Origin of the sequence: Cereibacter sediminicola (assembly GCF_007668225.1) — a bacterium.
GTDB lineage: Bacteria > Pseudomonadota > Alphaproteobacteria > Rhodobacterales > Rhodobacteraceae > Cereibacter_A > Cereibacter_A azotoformans.
This window is the reverse complement of the sequence record NZ_VDEK01000053.1, coordinates 1-13,351: the sequence shown is the minus strand read 5'-3', so window position 1 is coordinate 13,351 and position 13,351 is coordinate 1. Positions and strand designations below refer to the sequence as shown.

Below are 13,351 nucleotides of genomic sequence, written 5' to 3'. Positions count from 1 at the left end.
GAACCTCGTTCTCGCCTGATCGAACCATCTTCGGATCGACATGGACGGGCGGCCTGTGGCCGCCCGCTTTGTTTGCCAAGAATCCGTGGGTTACGGGCGGCAACCGCGAAGGGTCGGGCTGTGACGTTCCGCCAATGGCCCCCGCAGAAAGTCGGCCATAAACGCGGCCCAGATCCCGCGCGCGAGCAGGGCGGCCGTTCACGCCAATCCGGCGGCGCGCCCCAAGGCGTCGAGCAGACGCCGCGGGTGGACCGGCTTGCCGACACTCTCGGCGGTCGCCAGAGCCTCGCCGCCGTCAAAACCCGTGGAGGCGCAGGCAGAGGCGAGCACAAAGGGCATCCCCAGATTTCGAAGCCGTACGGCGACCGGCACCACCAGCTTGCCGCGCAGGTTCAGATCAGCGTTGCCACATCGGGATGCGCGCTGTCGAGCAAGCGAAGCGCCGCCTCGACGGTGCCAACTGGCCCCAGGACCGAGTGGCCGGCATCCTCCAGCATCATCTGGAGATCGAGTGCGATCAGGAAGTCGTCTTCAACGACCAAGACGAAGAGGCCCCCGCTCCGCTGAGGCTGGAGCATCTCGTTCGTCATCTTCCCTCCCGTCAGGGCCGTAGGCGCGGAAAGTTCACCGAAACGCGGAAACCGTCGGGGTGGTAGTCAAGTTCCACAAAACCTTGCAGCTCGAATTCCGCCGCAAAGCGGATCATCCGGGTGCCGAACCCGGCCGAGGCGGACGGCGATGCCGCGGGGCCGCCGTGCTCGTGCCAACGCAGGCAGATGCGGGGTGTGCCGTCCGCGTCTTCCCCGATCTTCCAGTCGATGGTCACCCACCCCGCGGGCACCGACAGGGCGCCGTATTTGCCGGCGTTCGTCGTCAGCTCGTGCTGGATCATTCCCAGCGACATCGCATGGCCGGGTACACGGGCCACTGTCGGCGCTTCGGCCACCCGGACGCGGTTCGCCCCGTCAATATACGGCTCCAACACAGCCCGGACGAGATCAGGCAGCTGCGCCGCGCTTTCGCGCGAGGAAACCTCCAGCGACCGGGCCAGCCCCGCGAACCGTCCGAGGAAGGCGTCGCGATGTTCCTCGGCGGTGCGTCCGGCCGTCACGGTCTGCCGCGCCAGCGCCTGTGTGACCGAGAGCAGGTTCTTGATCCGGTGATCGAGTTCGCCGATCAGGATGTTCTTTTCGTCCTCCTTCTGCCTCCGCACCGTCGCGTCGACAAGTGTCAGCAGCAGCACGCGCTGACCGTTGTCGGGATGGATCAGGCGCTGCTCGCTGACCAGCATGGTGCGGGACCGACGCCGGGGAAATCGGCCGTGACCCCGTAACCGAAGACCGAGGCGCTGTTCGGGATCACCTTCTCCAGGTGCAGGCGCAACTCGGCAATGGCGCACTGGCCATTGCCGAGCTCGTAGAGCGGCACGCCGATGGTGCTGTCGCGGTCAGTCGAGAAGGTCCGGTAGAAGGCGGGGTTGGCACTGATGGCGGTCAGGTCGCCAGCGAGAACCAGCAGCGGATCGCTGATCGTGTCCACGATGCCCTGGGACTGGACGTGCGAGATGCGCAGCAAACGGTACAGATCGTCAAGGTCCACCGAATTCTTCCCCTTGCTTTCAGCGATCAGGCCGGCCTCGTGGTCGATCGCCGCGATGCGCAATGGGTGCAGTACCGGATCAACCCCGATCTTCCGCCCGCCCTGTCGGGGCTGCTCGATGCCGCACTGGCGGCCGAGGAGGTGCGGGCATGAGCGTCTTCGGCTGGATGAACGAGCAGATCCTGCGGATGGTCTGGCTGAACGATCTCGTGGGCGGCGGCGTGCGGGCGGTGGGCCTCGATCCGGCCTCGCCGCTTGGCGGGTCGGTCCAGTTCTTCGTCTATGACGTGATCAAGATCTTCGCGCTGCTGTCGGTGCTGATCTTCACCATCTCCTGGGTCCAGAGTCGTTTCCCGCCCGAGCGCACCTGCGCCATGCTGGGCGGCCGGTCGGGGCTTGGCGCAAACACGGTGGCCGCGCTGCTCGGCACGCTGACTCCCTTCTGCTCCTGCTCGTCGACCTCGGCCTTCTTCACCCAGTCGTTCAGCGTCTCCGGCGTGCAGCCGATCTTCGCCGCAATCGACATCACCGCCTGCCAGCGCGACGGATGCTACGCCTCGTTGTCCAGAACCAGCCGCACGGCTCGCTCGCGCACTTCAGGGGAAAACGTGTTCGTGGTCTTGCTCATGATGCTCCAGCCTACTCAAGAGCTGGAGCCTCCGGCAAACCCGGCGCGGTTCAGTGCTGGAGCGCAGCGGCATCATCTCCTGAATGACCGCGCGCCTGAAGGACACGCGCCATCAGGTCGATGTAAACCACGATCCGGCCTCGCTGATCCGGACCGCCGTGCTTTTGGCGGCGCAGGGCTGGCGCGCCCATGACGACGCCGATGCACTCCGCGACGACCCGGCGTTCCGGCTGGCGGCCAGTTCCGCAGCCGGGCTCACGCCGCTGAACGGTCCGGGGGCGTGCCTCGCAGCCGACGCTGTCGCGGTTCACGGTGTTGATGGCGGAACCCGGCAATCTGAAAAACCTGCGCGAGGCAGTGCTGGAACTGGCCGGCCGTGGGATCCGGGCCGAGCGGAAGGGCAAGCGCATGCGTTCGGTCATGGGCCACTGCGCAGTGGAGACATTGCGGACGCGCGGATCAGTTCTCAGCGGCGATCAACAGTCGGTGTGGGTCTGTCCGGAAGTCGACTGCTCGTCGCGTGCAGCGTCACCGGCGTTGAGCTGTGGTCAATCTTGCTTGGTAGCTGGAACGGTTGGCGCTGAGAGGATCTGCTCGGCGGCGACGGGGGTTCTGACGAGGTCTGCGAGGGTGAGGGATTCGATCAGCAGCAGGTAGGACCAAAAGATCTCGGCAAAAACCTTGCGGATGCGGCACGAGGCTTCGTCGGTGCAGTCCTCGCAGGGCTGGTAGGACCGGCGCGACAGGCAGGGCAGCGGCGCGATGGGACCGTCGATGCGCCGCAGAAGCTCGCTCAGCGGGATCTGCGACGGCTCCTTGATCAGCTGGTAGCCGCCCGAGCGGCCGCGCAGGCTGGCAATGTAGCCCGCGTTGCGGATGTCGAGCAGGATGTGCTCCAAAAACCGCTTCGGCGTGCCCGAGCGCGCCGCGATATCCTCGATGCGCAACGCCCGACGCTCGCCCGCGCGCTCCTCGGCCAGCACGATCAGGGCCTTCAGCGCGTATTTCATCTTCTGCGTGATCATGCCGCAAACCTATGGCCCCATCCTCGGCACGACAAGCAAAATCGGCCGAATTGGTCGTGTATTCCCGGCGCCGCGCGTGGGCTTCGACCCGGCCGCCGCCCCCTGATTCGCAGCAGGCCCGCCTTGGCCCCGTTCCCGCGATGGCCGTTTCTGCCCGAAAATCGTGCGGCGCGGTGGAGGAGGAAGATCCGTCCCGGCCGCGGATATCCGTTCGCCGCAACCGCCGGCCGCAGCGACAAGGCGTGGCCCCGGCGGGGTTTCTCCCGGATCCTCTCCAACGGCTGGCGGGGGTCGGAGAATATTCTTCTCCCGCACCGTCGAAGATCGCCCGATCTCTTTTCTTGCCAATCACGATATCATCTGTCGTATTTATCGGGACGGCACGGGGCCGTCGGAAGCCAGGGAGACGACCATGGAAGCGAGAGCGTTCGACAGCCCGTCAGCCGCAGGGCTTCCGGCGCATGTGCCGCGACCGCGACCCGGAGCGCGCCGGCCCGGTCTGGAGCTTGCATCTGGTGCATCGCGAGACCGGCGCCGTGCTGCGGGTGAACGGGATGCCGCTGGTGATCTACACCCGCGACGCCACCGAAGGGCTGGCCAGCCTGCTCGAGGACCGCGACCCGAGGCTGTGGCGGGCCGAGGTCAGCCGGGTCGCGGACCCGCGCGCCCGGATCTGACCGGCAGGACAGTGCCGGACCGCCTGCGCGGTCCGGCTCCCAACCGACACCAAGGCGACAGCCGACACCAAGGCGACGACAGGAAAGTGAGAGACAGATGACGCAGACCTTCCAGAGTTTCCCGCGCGCGCTGGCCGTGGCGGGCCTTGCGCTGGCCGCAGCCTTCGGGGCGCCGGCCTCGGCCGAGACGCTGCTGAACGTCAGCTACGACCCGACGCGCGAGCTTTACCGCGAGGTGAACGAGGCCTTCGCGAAACACTGGCAATCGCAGGGCCACGAGGCGCCGACGATCGAGACCAGCCACGGCGGTTCCGGCGCGCAGGCCCGCGCGGTGATCGACGGGCTGAATGCGCAGGTGGTGACGCTGGCGCTGGCCTCGGACATCGACGCCATCGCCGAACGGTCGGGCAAGCTTCCGGCCGACTGGCAGTCGAAACTGCCGCACAATTCCTCGCCCTATACCTCGACCATCGTGTTCCTGGTGCGCGAGGGCAATCCCAAGGGCATCGCCGACTGGGGCGATCTGATCAAGGACGGGGTGCAGGTCATCACGCCCAACCCCAAGACCTCGGGCGGGGCGCGCTGGAACTACCTCGCCGCCTGGGCCTGGGCCGAGAAGAACGGCCAGGACCCGAAGGAGTTCGTCGGCGCGCTGTTTCGCAATGTGCCGGTCCTGGATACCGGCGCCCGCGGATCGACCACGACCTTCGCGCAGCGGGGTCTTGGCGACGTGCTGCTGGCTTGGGAAAACGAAGCCTGGCTTGCGCTGAAGGAACTGGGCGAGGACCGGTTCGACATCGTCGTGCCTTCGGTTTCGGTACTCGCCGAACCGCCGGTGGCGCTGGTCGAGGGCAACCTTGGCTCGGACGCGCAGCGCGAGCTGGCGACCGCCTTCCTTGATTTCCTTTACACGCCCGAGGCGCAGGCGGCGGCCTTCCGGCATTTCTACCGCGCCTGGGATGCCTCGGCCGCCGATCCGCAGGATGTGAAGCGCTTCCCCGAACTGGAACTGGTCGAGATCGGCCATTTCGGCGGCTGGGCCAAGGCACAGCCCGAACATTTCGGTGACGGCGGCATCTTCGACCAGATCTACGAGGCGAAGTGACATGCGCCCGCTTGCACTCCGGGCACCCACCGCCCTTCCCGGCTTCGGCCTTTCGATGGGGATCACGCTGACCACCCTGTCGCTGGTGGTGCTGATCCCGATCGGCGCGCTGCTGCTGCGGGGGGCGGCAATCGGGCCGGCCGACATTCTGGCCCTGCTGGCGCGCGATCGGGTGCAGGCGGCGCTGATCCTGTCGTTCCGCGCCGCACTGGTGGCTGCGGCCTTCAACCTGGTCTTCGGTCTCGCGCTGGCCTGGGTGCTGGCGCGCTATCGCTTTCCCGGCCGCCGTCTTGTCGATGCGGCGGTCGACCTGCCCTTCGCGCTGCCCACTGCGGTGGCCGGCATCGCGCTGACCGCGCTTTACGCCCCGAACGGCGCCTTCGGCCGGCTGCTCGAGCCGCTGGGGATCCGCATCGCCTATACCGAGGCTGGCATCTGGATCGCGCTGATCTTCGTGGGCCTGCCCTTCGTTGTCCGCTCGGTCCAGCCGGTGATCGAGGAGATCGACCGCGAGGTCGAGGAAGCCTCGGCCACGCTGGGCGCCTCGCGGGCGCGGACCTTCACGCGCGTCATCCTGCCGATGCTGGTGCCTGCGCTGCTGACGGGCTTTGCGCTGGCGCTGGCGCGCAGCGTGGGCGAATACGGCTCGGTCATCTTCATTGCCGGCAACCTGCCGATGGCAACCGAGATCGCGCCGCTGCTGATCGTGATCCGGCTGGAGGAGTTCGACTATGACGGCGCCGTGGCCATCGCGCTGGCCATGCTGGGAATTTCCTTCGCGCTGCTTTTGGCCATCAACCTTGTCCAGATCTGGAGCCGGCGCCGAATGGGCGCGGTCTGAGCCATGTCCCACACACTCCCCCTCTCTCCGCCCCGCCCCGCCACCGCCGAGCCCGCCTGGCTCAGCCGCCTGCTGATCCTTGGCACGCTGGCCGTGCTGGGCCTGCTGGTGCTGGCGCCGCTGCTCGCCGTCTTCGCCGAGGCGCTGCGCAAGGGCGTCGCTCTGGCGGTGGCCTCGCTCGGCAACCGCGACGCGCAGTCGGCGATCCGGCTGACGCTGACGGTCGCCGCGGTCTCGGTGCCGCTGAACGCGGCCGCGGGCATCGCCGCCGCCTGGGCGATCACCAAGTTCGACTGGCGCGGCAAGGCCTTTCTGATCACGCTGATCGACCTTCCGTTCTCGGTCTCGCCGGTGGTGGCGGGGCTGTGCTTCGTGCTGCTCTTCGGCGCCAATTCGGCGATCGGCGGCTGGCTGGTCGCCAACGGCTACCCGGTGGTCTTCGCCATACCCGGCATCGTGCTGGCCACCATGTTCATCACCTTCCCCTTCGTCGCGCGCGAACTGATCCCGGTGATGACCGAACAGGGCCGCGCCGAGGAAGAGGCCTCGCTGACGCTTGGCGCCTCGGGCTGGCGGATGTTCTTCACCGTCACGCTGCCGAACATCCGCTGGGCGCTGCTTTACGGCGTGCTTCTGTGCAACGCCCGCGCCATGGGCGAGTTCGGCGCCGTCGCGGTGGTGTCGGGCAAGATCCGCGGCAAGACCACCACCATGCCGATCATGATCGAGATGCTCTACAACGAATATCTCTCGGTCGCGGCCTTCTCGATGGCGGCGCTGCTGGCGGCGCTCGCCCTTGTCACGCTCGCGCTGAAATCGGCTCTGGAATGGCGCTATGCCGACCAGCTGGCCGCCACCCACCGCCACTGAGGAGAGGCCCATGCATATCCGGATCGACGAGATCGCCAAGGAATTCGGCCCCACCACCGCGCTGCACCCGGTCAGCCTGTCGATCCCCTCGGGCGCGCTGATCGCGCTTCTGGGCCCGTCGGGCTCGGGCAAGACCACGCTCCTGCGCATCCTGGGCGGGCTGGAATTCCCGACCTCGGGGCGGGTGCTGTTCGACGGCCAGGACGCCACCGGCCTGACGGTGCAGGACCGCCGCGCGGGCTTCGTGTTCCAGAGCTATGCGCTGTTCCGGCACATGACGGTGTTCGAGAACGTGGCCTACGGCCTGCGCGCCCGACCCCGCCGTCACCGCCCCACCGGGCCCGAGATCGACCGCCGCGTCCACAGGCTGCTCGATCTGATCCAGTTGCCCGACATCGGCGCACGTTATCCCGCGCAGCTGTCGGGCGGCCAGCGCCAGCGGGTCGCCCTCGCCCGCGCGCTGGCCATCGAGCCGCGGATGCTCCTCCTCGACGAGCCCTTCGGCGCGCTCGACGCCCGCGTCCGCAAGGAGCTGCGCCAGGGCCTGCGCGAGATCCACGACGCGACCGGCCTGACCACCGTCTTCGTCACCCACGACCAGGACGAGGCGATGGAGCTCGCCGACCTCGTCGTGGTCATGTCGATGGGCCGCATCGAGCAGATCGGCAAGCCCGCCGAAATCCGCGCGAGACCGAAAACCGAATTCGTGCGCCAGTTCATCTCGGCATGACGGATGACCCCCGACCGAAGTCACGGACGCGCGCGCGCGGTTCTGCTGACCGCGCGCCTCGCGCTCTGGGCAACCACCGCCCCGTTCCGCCCCGATCCGCGGCTGCCGCCCGATCTGCTGGACGCGATCCGGGTACTGGCGGTGAAGGGATGGCGGCTGCGCCGCGCCGGGCCGCGCAACCATGCGATCTGGCTGGCAGAGCCGGAGCTTCAGTACCGGCTGCGGGCGGTGGTTCTGCCCGACGGACGCGCCCGGCTGGCGCTGCCGGAATGGAACGCGCTGCTGCGCCACCGGCTGCAACCGCTTCTGCCGGGACTGGCACCTGCCGATCCGCTCGCGCTCGGCCAGGCGGCCGAGCGGCTGCGGTCCGCACTCGCGCCTGAGTGGCTCGGCCCCGGCCGGCCCCTCGGCCCCCTTCCGCCGCGCTCCGGCGCCTGAACTCCCCCGTGAGGATGGATGGATGACAATGCTCGACACACATACGGACTCTCCGCCCCGCGCGCCCGCCATGGACCGGATCGACCGCAAGATCATCCACGAGCTGCAACGCGACTGCTCGATCTCGATCGCGCAGCTCGCTGACCGGGTGGGCCTGTCGCAGACCCCGTGCTGGAAGCGCATCCAGCGGCTGGAACAGTCGGGCGTGATTACCGGCCGGGTTGCGCTGGTCGATCCCGGGCGGATCGGGCTTGGCCTGACGGTCTTCGTCGAGATCGAGGCCCCCGACCACAGCCCCGCCTGGCGCGCGCGCTTCGTCGAGACGGTGACCAGCCTGCCCGAGGTGGTGGGCGTCTGGCGCATGGCTGGCGACGTCGATTACCTGCTGAAGGTGGTGATGCCCGACATGCCCAGTTTCGACCGCTTCTATCAGCGCCTGACCGAGGCCACCGCCCCCCGCAACGTCACCTCGAAATTCGCCATGGAGCGCATGAAGGCGACCACCGCCTTTCCCGTCAACACGACTGATCCCTGACCCGGCGAGTCGACCGTGATCCAACAGGGGAGGGAACGGTTTTCTGCGAAAGGCGACCCCGACAGAAAGACGTTATCGCTCCCGGCTGGAAAAGAGGCAGATCCAAACACGACAAACATGCTAGTCTATTTGCGGATGGAATGGAGGCGCCGAGCGATGCACTCAGCACAGACACACTTCGGAACCGCGGCAACGAAGTCGGTATCTGCAGACCCGGCCCGTGCTGCGACGAGGGGCAAGGCGCAGGTGCGCGTCCTCTCGGCAACGCGGCCTTGCCCGGTCGGCCTGGCGGTGTTCCTGCTGGCCTATGCCGCGGTGGTGGGGATCATTCTGGCGCCGTCCGGAAGCCTCAGTTCCGCCGGCGCAACTGTTGCCCAGATCCGGTGACGTGATGTTCCACGGCCCCGATCCGGAGCTTGCCCGTCTGCTGGTCCCCCTGCTGCAGCCGAACCCCAAGGCCCACGAGGCGTCGCTTCTCCGTCGGTTCGGGCGGGCTTTTGCACCCGTCACCCTGCGGTTGTCTCGCGAAGCGCAAGCCAACCCGACTGTCGCGGCACCCGACGATCGGCAAGCCTGACAGGCTCCTTCCTCCAAAGAACATCAGCCGACCGGCGCCCGCTGAAACGGGCGCCTGCCGTCGGTTCAGGTCGACGATGGCGCCGCCGCGATCCGGCGGGCCTCTTCGCGAAGGGCCGCCTTCTGTATCTTGCCGGTCGCGGTCTTCGGCAGATCGCGGAACACCACCCGCCGCGGTGCCTTGAAATGCGCGAGGTGATCACGCACCCAGGCGACAAGATCGGCCGCGGATGGCGCCGGACCTTCGGCGCGCAGGGTGACGAAGGCGGCCGGTGACTCGCCCCAGAACGGGTGAGGCTCGGCCACCACCGCCGCCTCGAGCACGGCGGCATGGCGCGACAGGACTTCCTCGACCTCGAGCGAGCTGATGTTCTCGCCGCCCGAAATGATGATGTCCTTGGCGCGGTCCTTGACCTCAAGATAGCCGTCGGGATGCAGGACTCCCAGGTCGCCGGTGCGCAACCAGCCACTCGCCAACGTCTCGGCCGTGGCCGCGGGGTTCTTCAGATAGCCGAGCATCACCGTGTTGCCGCGAAAGGCGATCTCGCCCAGCGTCCGGCCATCGGCCGGAACCGGCCGGCCCTCCGGGTCCAGCACTGTCACATCCTCGACCGCCACCAGCGGCACCCCCTGCCGCGCGCGGACCGCGGCCAGCTCGGTCGGGGCGAGGTCGGCCCATGCCGCCTGCGGCGCGCAGACCGTGGTCGGGCCATAGCTTTCGGTCATGCCATACATATGGATCACATCGAAACCCCGCGCCGCCGCGGCGGCCAGCACGGCCGAGGTCGGCGCCGCTCCGCCGGTGCCGATGATGACCGGGCGGCTGCCGGGATCGCGCTCGGGCACACCGTCGCGGACGTTCAGGATCATCGTCAGCACCACGGGGGCAGCGCAGAGATGGGTGATCGCCGCCTCGTCGATCCGGTTCAGGATCGCGACCGGATCGACCCGCGGCAGGCACACCTGGGTGGTTCCCGCCGCGGCGGCGGCCCAGATGCCGCTCCAGCCGTTGCAATGAAACGCGGGCACCGTCCAGAGATAGCGGCTGTCGCTGCGCAGGCCCAGCACCGCCGTGTTGGCCAGCGCCGCCAGATGGGCGCCTCGGTGGTGCAGCACCACGCCCTTCGGGTTGCCCGTGGTGCCGCTGGTGTAGTTGACAGCGATCGGATCCCATTCGGATTGGGGCAGCCGCCAAGGCGCAGGCACCGCCGCGGCCAGCGCGGCCTCATAATCCGCGGCGCCTGAAAGCGCAGCCGTCAGCGGGCCGTCGCCCGCCACCAGCACCGCAGGCGGATGGTCAAGGCCCGCGAGGGCCTCGGCCGCAAGCGCGGCAAGGCTCGCCTCGACCAGCAGCACCTTCGCCCCGCTGTGGGCAAGGATGAAGGCCAGCCCCGCCCCGTCCAGCCGGGTATTCAACGGGTTCAGCACCGCCCCGGCCAGTGGCACCCCGAAATGCGCCTCGAGGATCAGCGGCACGTTCGGCGCCAGCACTGCCACCACGTCGCCCGGTTCGACCGAAAGCGCGGCCAGCGCCCCGGCCAGCCGGCGGCAGCGGTCAGCGTGTTCGGCCCAGGTGAAGCGTCGTTCACCGTCGATCACCGCGACCTGCCCCGGCCAGACCCGCGCCGCACGGCGCAGGAAGGTGAGAGGCGAGAGCGGCGCATCCGTGGCCGGCGACGGCGTCAAGCCGGCCCAGCGGTCCTGCGGAAAAGGCATCGCGAAAATCCCTTTCACCAGGTGGGCAGGATGGTGCCGTCGAAGCGCGCCAGGATGAACTCCTTCACCTCGGCCGAGCGGTAGAGGTCGATGAAGGTCTTCAGCCGCGGATCGTCGGCATTGTCGCGACGGGTGGCCCAGACCAAGTGCCAGCGGCTGTGCTCGTCTTCCAGGATCAGCGCCGTCTTCGGGTCAAGCCCCGCCAGCACGGCGTAGTTCAGCGTGATGACGGCGGCATCGACATCGGGCAACGAGGTCGGAAGCTGCGCCGCGTCCAGTTCCACAAAGCGCAGGCTGCGCGGATTCTCGGCCAGATCAAGCACGGTCGCCGTGATCCCTGCGCCCTCCTTCAACCGGATCACGCCGACCTTCTCCAGCAGGAACAGCGCGCGCGCCGCGTTGCTGGGATCGTTCGGAATGGCGATGGTGCCGCCTTCGGGCAGATCGGCGAGCGAGGGAACCCGCGCCGAATAGACCCCGGTCGGCACCACGATCGAGGCCGGCCCCGGCACCAGATCGAAACCGCGCGCGGTGATCTGGTTCTGAAGATAGGGGATGTGCTGGAAGTTGTTGGCATCAAGGTCGCCATGCGCCAGCGCCTCGGTTACCGCCATGCCCTGCCAAGTGCCGACGTCCCGACTCCGCACGGGAAGCAGCCATGAGCCTGCTGCGCCCGCTTTCCGCACTGCCTTCCACCCTGGCCGAAGCCGCAGCCGGGCCGACCCCTGCCGTGGCGTTCGAGCATGTATCGAAAAACTATTCTGCGCGCTGGGGGCAGGCCCCGGTTCCGGCGTTGCGCGATGTCAGCCTGAGCGTCGATCCGGGATCGATCACCGGCGTCATCGGGCCCTCGGGCGCCGGAAAGTCGACGCTGATCCGGCTGGTCAACGGGCTGGAACATGCCACCTCGGGCCGGGTGTGCGTGTTCGGCCGCGAGGTCGGCGCCCTGACCGAAGCCGACTGGCGGCGCGAGCGGCGCTCGATCGGCATGATCTTCCAGCATTTCAACCTGCTCTCTTCTCGCACGGTGTTCCAGAACGTGGCCCTGCCGCTGGTCATTGCCGGGGTTCCGGCCGCGCAGATCCGGGCGCGGGTCGAGCGTCTGCTGGATCTGGTGATCGAGATCATCGACTTCTCGGACTATGTGGTGCCGAACGAGGCGCTGAACGCCGGCGAGATCGAGGCCAACAGCTTCCAGAACCAGCCCTATCTTGACAACCAGATCCGCGACCGGGGCTATGACATCGTGCCGGTGGCCCAGACGGTCAATTTTCCGCTGGGGATCTATTCGACGAAACATAACGACTGGGCCAGCCTTCCTGAAGGCGCCACCGTCGCGATCCAGAACGATCCGACCAACGGCGGCCGCTCGCTGCTGCTGCTGCGCGACCACGGCGCGATCACCCTGCGCGAGGGCGTGGGCTTCACCCCCACCGTGGCCGACATCGTCGAGAACCCGAAGAAGCTGAAGATCCTCGAGATCGACGCGGCGCAGACGGCCCGTTCGCTGCCCGACGTGGATGCGGCGGCCGTCAACACCAACTATGCCACCGAAGCCGGGCTGAAGCCGTCGGACGCGATCCTGCGCGAGGATCCCAAGGGCCCCTATGTCAACCTGATCGCGGTGCGCAAGGCCGATGCCGATGCCGCATGGGTCAAGGATCTGGTCAACGCCTATCACTCGCCCGAGGTGCGCGCCTTCGTCGAAGACAGGTTCGGCGGTTCCGTCCTGCCGGCCTGGTAAGCCGGGGACGGCCGGGGGTCGTCGCCTCCCCGACGACTGCGCTGACATCGCCCGCGCCGCCGGGGCGCGGCTTGCGGTGGATTCCACCGTGGCCACGCCGGTCCGGACCCGGCCGCTGGATCTGGGCGCCGATATCGTCATGCATTCGGCCACGGAATACCCCAGCAGCCACAGCGTCGTGGTCGCCGGCACGCTGATCACCGCGCGGCGCGGCGAGGTCTGGACCCGGATCGAGGCGATCCAGCGCCAGAACGGTGCGATCCTCGTCCCGTTCGAGGCCTGGCTTCGGCAGCGCGGGCTTCGCACGCTGTTTGCCCGCTGCGCTGGCAATGCGGTTCAGCGTCGCTGCTGGCGCAGCGGCTGGCGGATTAACCGCGGGTGTCGGCGGTGCTCTTTACAGGCCTGCCCGGCCACGCGGGCCATGATGTGGCGCGGCGGCAGATGCAGAACGGCTTTGGCGGGATGCTGTCGATCCGGGTCGCGGGCGGGCGGGAGGCCGCCATCGCCACCGCAGCGGGGGTGCGGGTCTGGACGCGGGCGACCTCGCTCGGCGGGGGGAAGCCTGATCGAGCATCGCGCCAGTATCGAGGGGCCGATCCCGCCAGTGCCTGATGACCTTCTGCGCCTGTCGGACGGGCTTGAGTCGACCGAAGACCTGTGGGCGGATCTCTCCGCCGCGCTGGGATGAGGGACGGCCGGTGGATCAGCGAGTTTCGAGAACGGCCATGACCTGCCGCCGCAGATCCTCTGATCCGTTTCGGTCGCGGGGACGGTCGAGGCTTGCCGGGATCTCGGCCTGAACCCGCCCCAGGTGAGCGCCATGTCCGTCAACTCTCCCAAGAGGATCCGGTCTGCCGTCGACTGATG

Annotated in this window: 15 protein-coding genes and 3 pseudogenes; 11 read left to right on the top strand and 7 right to left on the bottom strand. The window is 68.2% G+C overall.

The annotated features are described in order from the left end of the window. Nucleotides 1-392 precede the first annotated feature (392 nt). Genes FG154_RS21600 through FG154_RS21595 form a run of 3 tightly spaced genes read right to left on the bottom strand, consistent with a single transcriptional unit; the run spans nt 393 to nt 1,599 of the window. Nucleotides 393-590: a response regulator gene (locus FG154_RS21600; RefSeq protein WP_246100466.1), complete on the bottom strand. Its 198-nt coding sequence runs from the start codon at nt 588-590 to the stop codon at nt 393-395. 11 nt (nt 591-601) lie between these two features. After that, nucleotides 602-1,291, bottom strand: coding sequence for a sensor histidine kinase (locus FG154_RS19240; protein ID WP_246100464.1), 690 nt, complete (start codon nt 1,289-1,291; stop codon nt 602-604). After that, nucleotides 1,267-1,599: a PAS domain-containing protein gene (locus FG154_RS21595; protein ID WP_246100462.1), complete on the bottom strand. Its 333-nt coding sequence runs from the start codon at nt 1,597-1,599 to the stop codon at nt 1,267-1,269. Before FG154_RS21595 ends, FG154_RS19240 begins: the two co-directional genes overlap by 25 nt. A gap of 149 nt (nt 1,600-1,748) precedes the next feature. On the opposite strand from FG154_RS21595, the pseudogene FG154_RS19230 reads away from it, so the two are divergent. After that, nucleotides 1,749-1,997 (top strand): annotated as a pseudogene (locus FG154_RS19230) (permease); the annotation flags it as partial. A gap of 59 nt (nt 1,998-2,056) precedes the next feature. Here FG154_RS19230 and FG154_RS19225 read toward each other — a convergent pair. Both FG154_RS19225 and FG154_RS19215 read right to left on the bottom strand, forming a co-directional pair. Beyond that, nucleotides 2,057-2,227, bottom strand: a pseudogene (locus tag FG154_RS19225) (transposase); the annotation flags it as partial. A gap of 548 nt (nt 2,228-2,775) precedes the next feature. Further along, complete coding sequence (locus FG154_RS19215) at nt 2,776-3,252, bottom strand: RrF2 family transcriptional regulator (RefSeq protein WP_145111433.1); 477 nt, start codon at nt 3,250-3,252, stop codon at nt 2,776-2,778. A gap of 461 nt (nt 3,253-3,713) precedes the next feature. Between FG154_RS19215 and FG154_RS19210 the strand changes: the two genes are divergently transcribed. The 7 genes from FG154_RS19210 to FG154_RS19180 all read left to right on the top strand — a co-directional run bounded on the left by FG154_RS19210 (nt 3,714) and on the right by FG154_RS19180 (nt 8,448). Beyond that, nucleotides 3,714-3,929, top strand: a complete 216-nt coding sequence (locus FG154_RS19210; protein ID WP_246100460.1) for a hypothetical protein — start codon at nt 3,714-3,716, stop codon at nt 3,927-3,929. 97 nt (nt 3,930-4,026) lie between these two features. Continuing rightward, the gene (locus tag FG154_RS19205; RefSeq protein ID WP_145111430.1) at nt 4,027-5,034 is read left to right on the top strand and encodes a sulfate ABC transporter substrate-binding protein; all 1,008 of its coding nucleotides are present in this window, start codon (nt 4,027-4,029) and stop codon (nt 5,032-5,034) included. 1 nt (nt 5,035) lies between these two features. Next, a complete protein-coding gene (gene cysT / locus FG154_RS19200; protein WP_145111427.1) occupies nt 5,036-5,875 on the top strand; it encodes a sulfate ABC transporter permease subunit CysT in 840 nt (279 codons plus the stop codon). A 3-nt stretch (nt 5,876-5,878) separates the two neighbouring features. After that, nucleotides 5,879-6,745, top strand: a complete 867-nt coding sequence (gene cysW / locus FG154_RS19195) for a sulfate ABC transporter permease subunit CysW (RefSeq protein WP_145111424.1) — start codon at nt 5,879-5,881, stop codon at nt 6,743-6,745. Nucleotides 6,746-6,755: 10 nt separating this feature from the next. Continuing rightward, the gene (locus FG154_RS19190; RefSeq protein ID WP_145111421.1) at nt 6,756-7,475 is read left to right on the top strand and encodes a sulfate/molybdate ABC transporter ATP-binding protein; all 720 of its coding nucleotides are present in this window, start codon (nt 6,756-6,758) and stop codon (nt 7,473-7,475) included. Between the two features lie 3 nt (nt 7,476-7,478). Continuing rightward, the gene (locus FG154_RS21130) at nt 7,479-7,913 is read left to right on the top strand and encodes a hypothetical protein (RefSeq protein ID WP_186312451.1); all 435 of its coding nucleotides are present in this window, start codon (nt 7,479-7,481) and stop codon (nt 7,911-7,913) included. A 22-nt stretch (nt 7,914-7,935) separates the two neighbouring features. Continuing rightward, on the top strand, nt 7,936-8,448 hold the full coding sequence (locus FG154_RS19180; RefSeq protein WP_186312449.1) for an Lrp/AsnC family transcriptional regulator: 513 nt from the start codon (nt 7,936-7,938) through the stop codon (nt 8,446-8,448). A 642-nt stretch (nt 8,449-9,090) separates the two neighbouring features. Here FG154_RS19180 and FG154_RS19175 read toward each other — a convergent pair. Together FG154_RS19175 and FG154_RS19170 are read right to left on the bottom strand one after the other, a co-directional pair. Continuing rightward, on the bottom strand, nt 9,091-10,740 hold the full coding sequence (locus FG154_RS19175; RefSeq protein WP_145111415.1) for an AMP-binding protein: 1,650 nt from the start codon (nt 10,738-10,740) through the stop codon (nt 9,091-9,093). Between the two features lie 14 nt (nt 10,741-10,754). Further along, the gene (locus FG154_RS19170) at nt 10,755-11,354 is read right to left on the bottom strand and encodes a MetQ/NlpA family ABC transporter substrate-binding protein (RefSeq protein ID WP_145111413.1); all 600 of its coding nucleotides are present in this window, start codon (nt 11,352-11,354) and stop codon (nt 10,755-10,757) included. 44 nt (nt 11,355-11,398) lie between these two features. On the opposite strand from FG154_RS19170, the gene FG154_RS19165 reads away from it, so the two are divergent. The 3 genes and pseudogenes from FG154_RS19165 (at nt 11,399) to FG154_RS21790 (ending at nt 13,096) form a co-directional block, all read left to right on the top strand. Then, a complete protein-coding gene (locus tag FG154_RS19165; RefSeq protein ID WP_145111410.1) occupies nt 11,399-12,484 on the top strand; it encodes a MetQ/NlpA family ABC transporter substrate-binding protein in 1,086 nt (361 codons plus the stop codon). Further along, nucleotides 12,378-12,794, top strand: a pseudogene (locus tag FG154_RS21795) (PLP-dependent transferase); the annotation flags it as partial. The gene FG154_RS19165 and the pseudogene FG154_RS21795, both read left to right, overlap by 107 nt. Nucleotides 12,795-12,871: 77 nt before the next feature. Beyond that, nucleotides 12,872-13,096, top strand: coding sequence for a PLP-dependent transferase (locus FG154_RS21790; RefSeq protein WP_281282093.1), 225 nt, complete (start codon nt 12,872-12,874; stop codon nt 13,094-13,096). The last annotated feature ends 255 nt before the right edge of the window (nt 13,097-13,351 follow it).

What these genes read in the sequence shown, in the direction of transcription:
- FG154_RS21130 (WP_186312451.1), top strand. Translation starts at nt 7,479, where the DNA reads ATGACCCCCGACCGAAGTCACGGACGCGCGCGCGCGGTTCTGCTGACC.
- cysW (WP_145111424.1), top strand. Translation starts at nt 5,879, where the DNA reads ATGTCCCACACACTCCCCCTCTCTCCGCCCCGCCCCGCCACCGCCGAG.
- FG154_RS21600 (WP_246100466.1), bottom strand. Translation starts at nt 590, where the DNA reads ATGACGAACGAGATGCTCCAGCCTCAGCGGAGCGGGGGCCTCTTCGTC.
- FG154_RS19175 (WP_145111415.1), bottom strand. Translation starts at nt 10,740, where the DNA reads ATGCCTTTTCCGCAGGACCGCTGGGCCGGCTTGACGCCGTCGCCGGCC.
- FG154_RS19205 (WP_145111430.1), top strand. Translation starts at nt 4,027, where the DNA reads ATGACGCAGACCTTCCAGAGTTTCCCGCGCGCGCTGGCCGTGGCGGGC.
- FG154_RS19190 (WP_145111421.1), top strand. Translation starts at nt 6,756, where the DNA reads ATGCATATCCGGATCGACGAGATCGCCAAGGAATTCGGCCCCACCACC.
- FG154_RS19170 (WP_145111413.1), bottom strand. Translation starts at nt 11,354, where the DNA reads ATGGCGGTAACCGAGGCGCTGGCGCATGGCGACCTTGATGCCAACAAC.
- FG154_RS19165 (WP_145111410.1), top strand. Translation starts at nt 11,399, where the DNA reads ATGAGCCTGCTGCGCCCGCTTTCCGCACTGCCTTCCACCCTGGCCGAA.
- FG154_RS19240 (WP_246100464.1), bottom strand. Translation starts at nt 1,291, where the DNA reads ATGCTGGTCAGCGAGCAGCGCCTGATCCATCCCGACAACGGTCAGCGC.
- cysT (WP_145111427.1), top strand. Translation starts at nt 5,036, where the DNA reads ATGCGCCCGCTTGCACTCCGGGCACCCACCGCCCTTCCCGGCTTCGGC.
- FG154_RS19215 (WP_145111433.1), bottom strand. Translation starts at nt 3,252, where the DNA reads ATGATCACGCAGAAGATGAAATACGCGCTGAAGGCCCTGATCGTGCTG.
- FG154_RS19180 (WP_186312449.1), top strand. Translation starts at nt 7,936, where the DNA reads ATGACAATGCTCGACACACATACGGACTCTCCGCCCCGCGCGCCCGCC.
- FG154_RS19210 (WP_246100460.1), top strand. Translation starts at nt 3,714, where the DNA reads ATGTGCCGCGACCGCGACCCGGAGCGCGCCGGCCCGGTCTGGAGCTTG.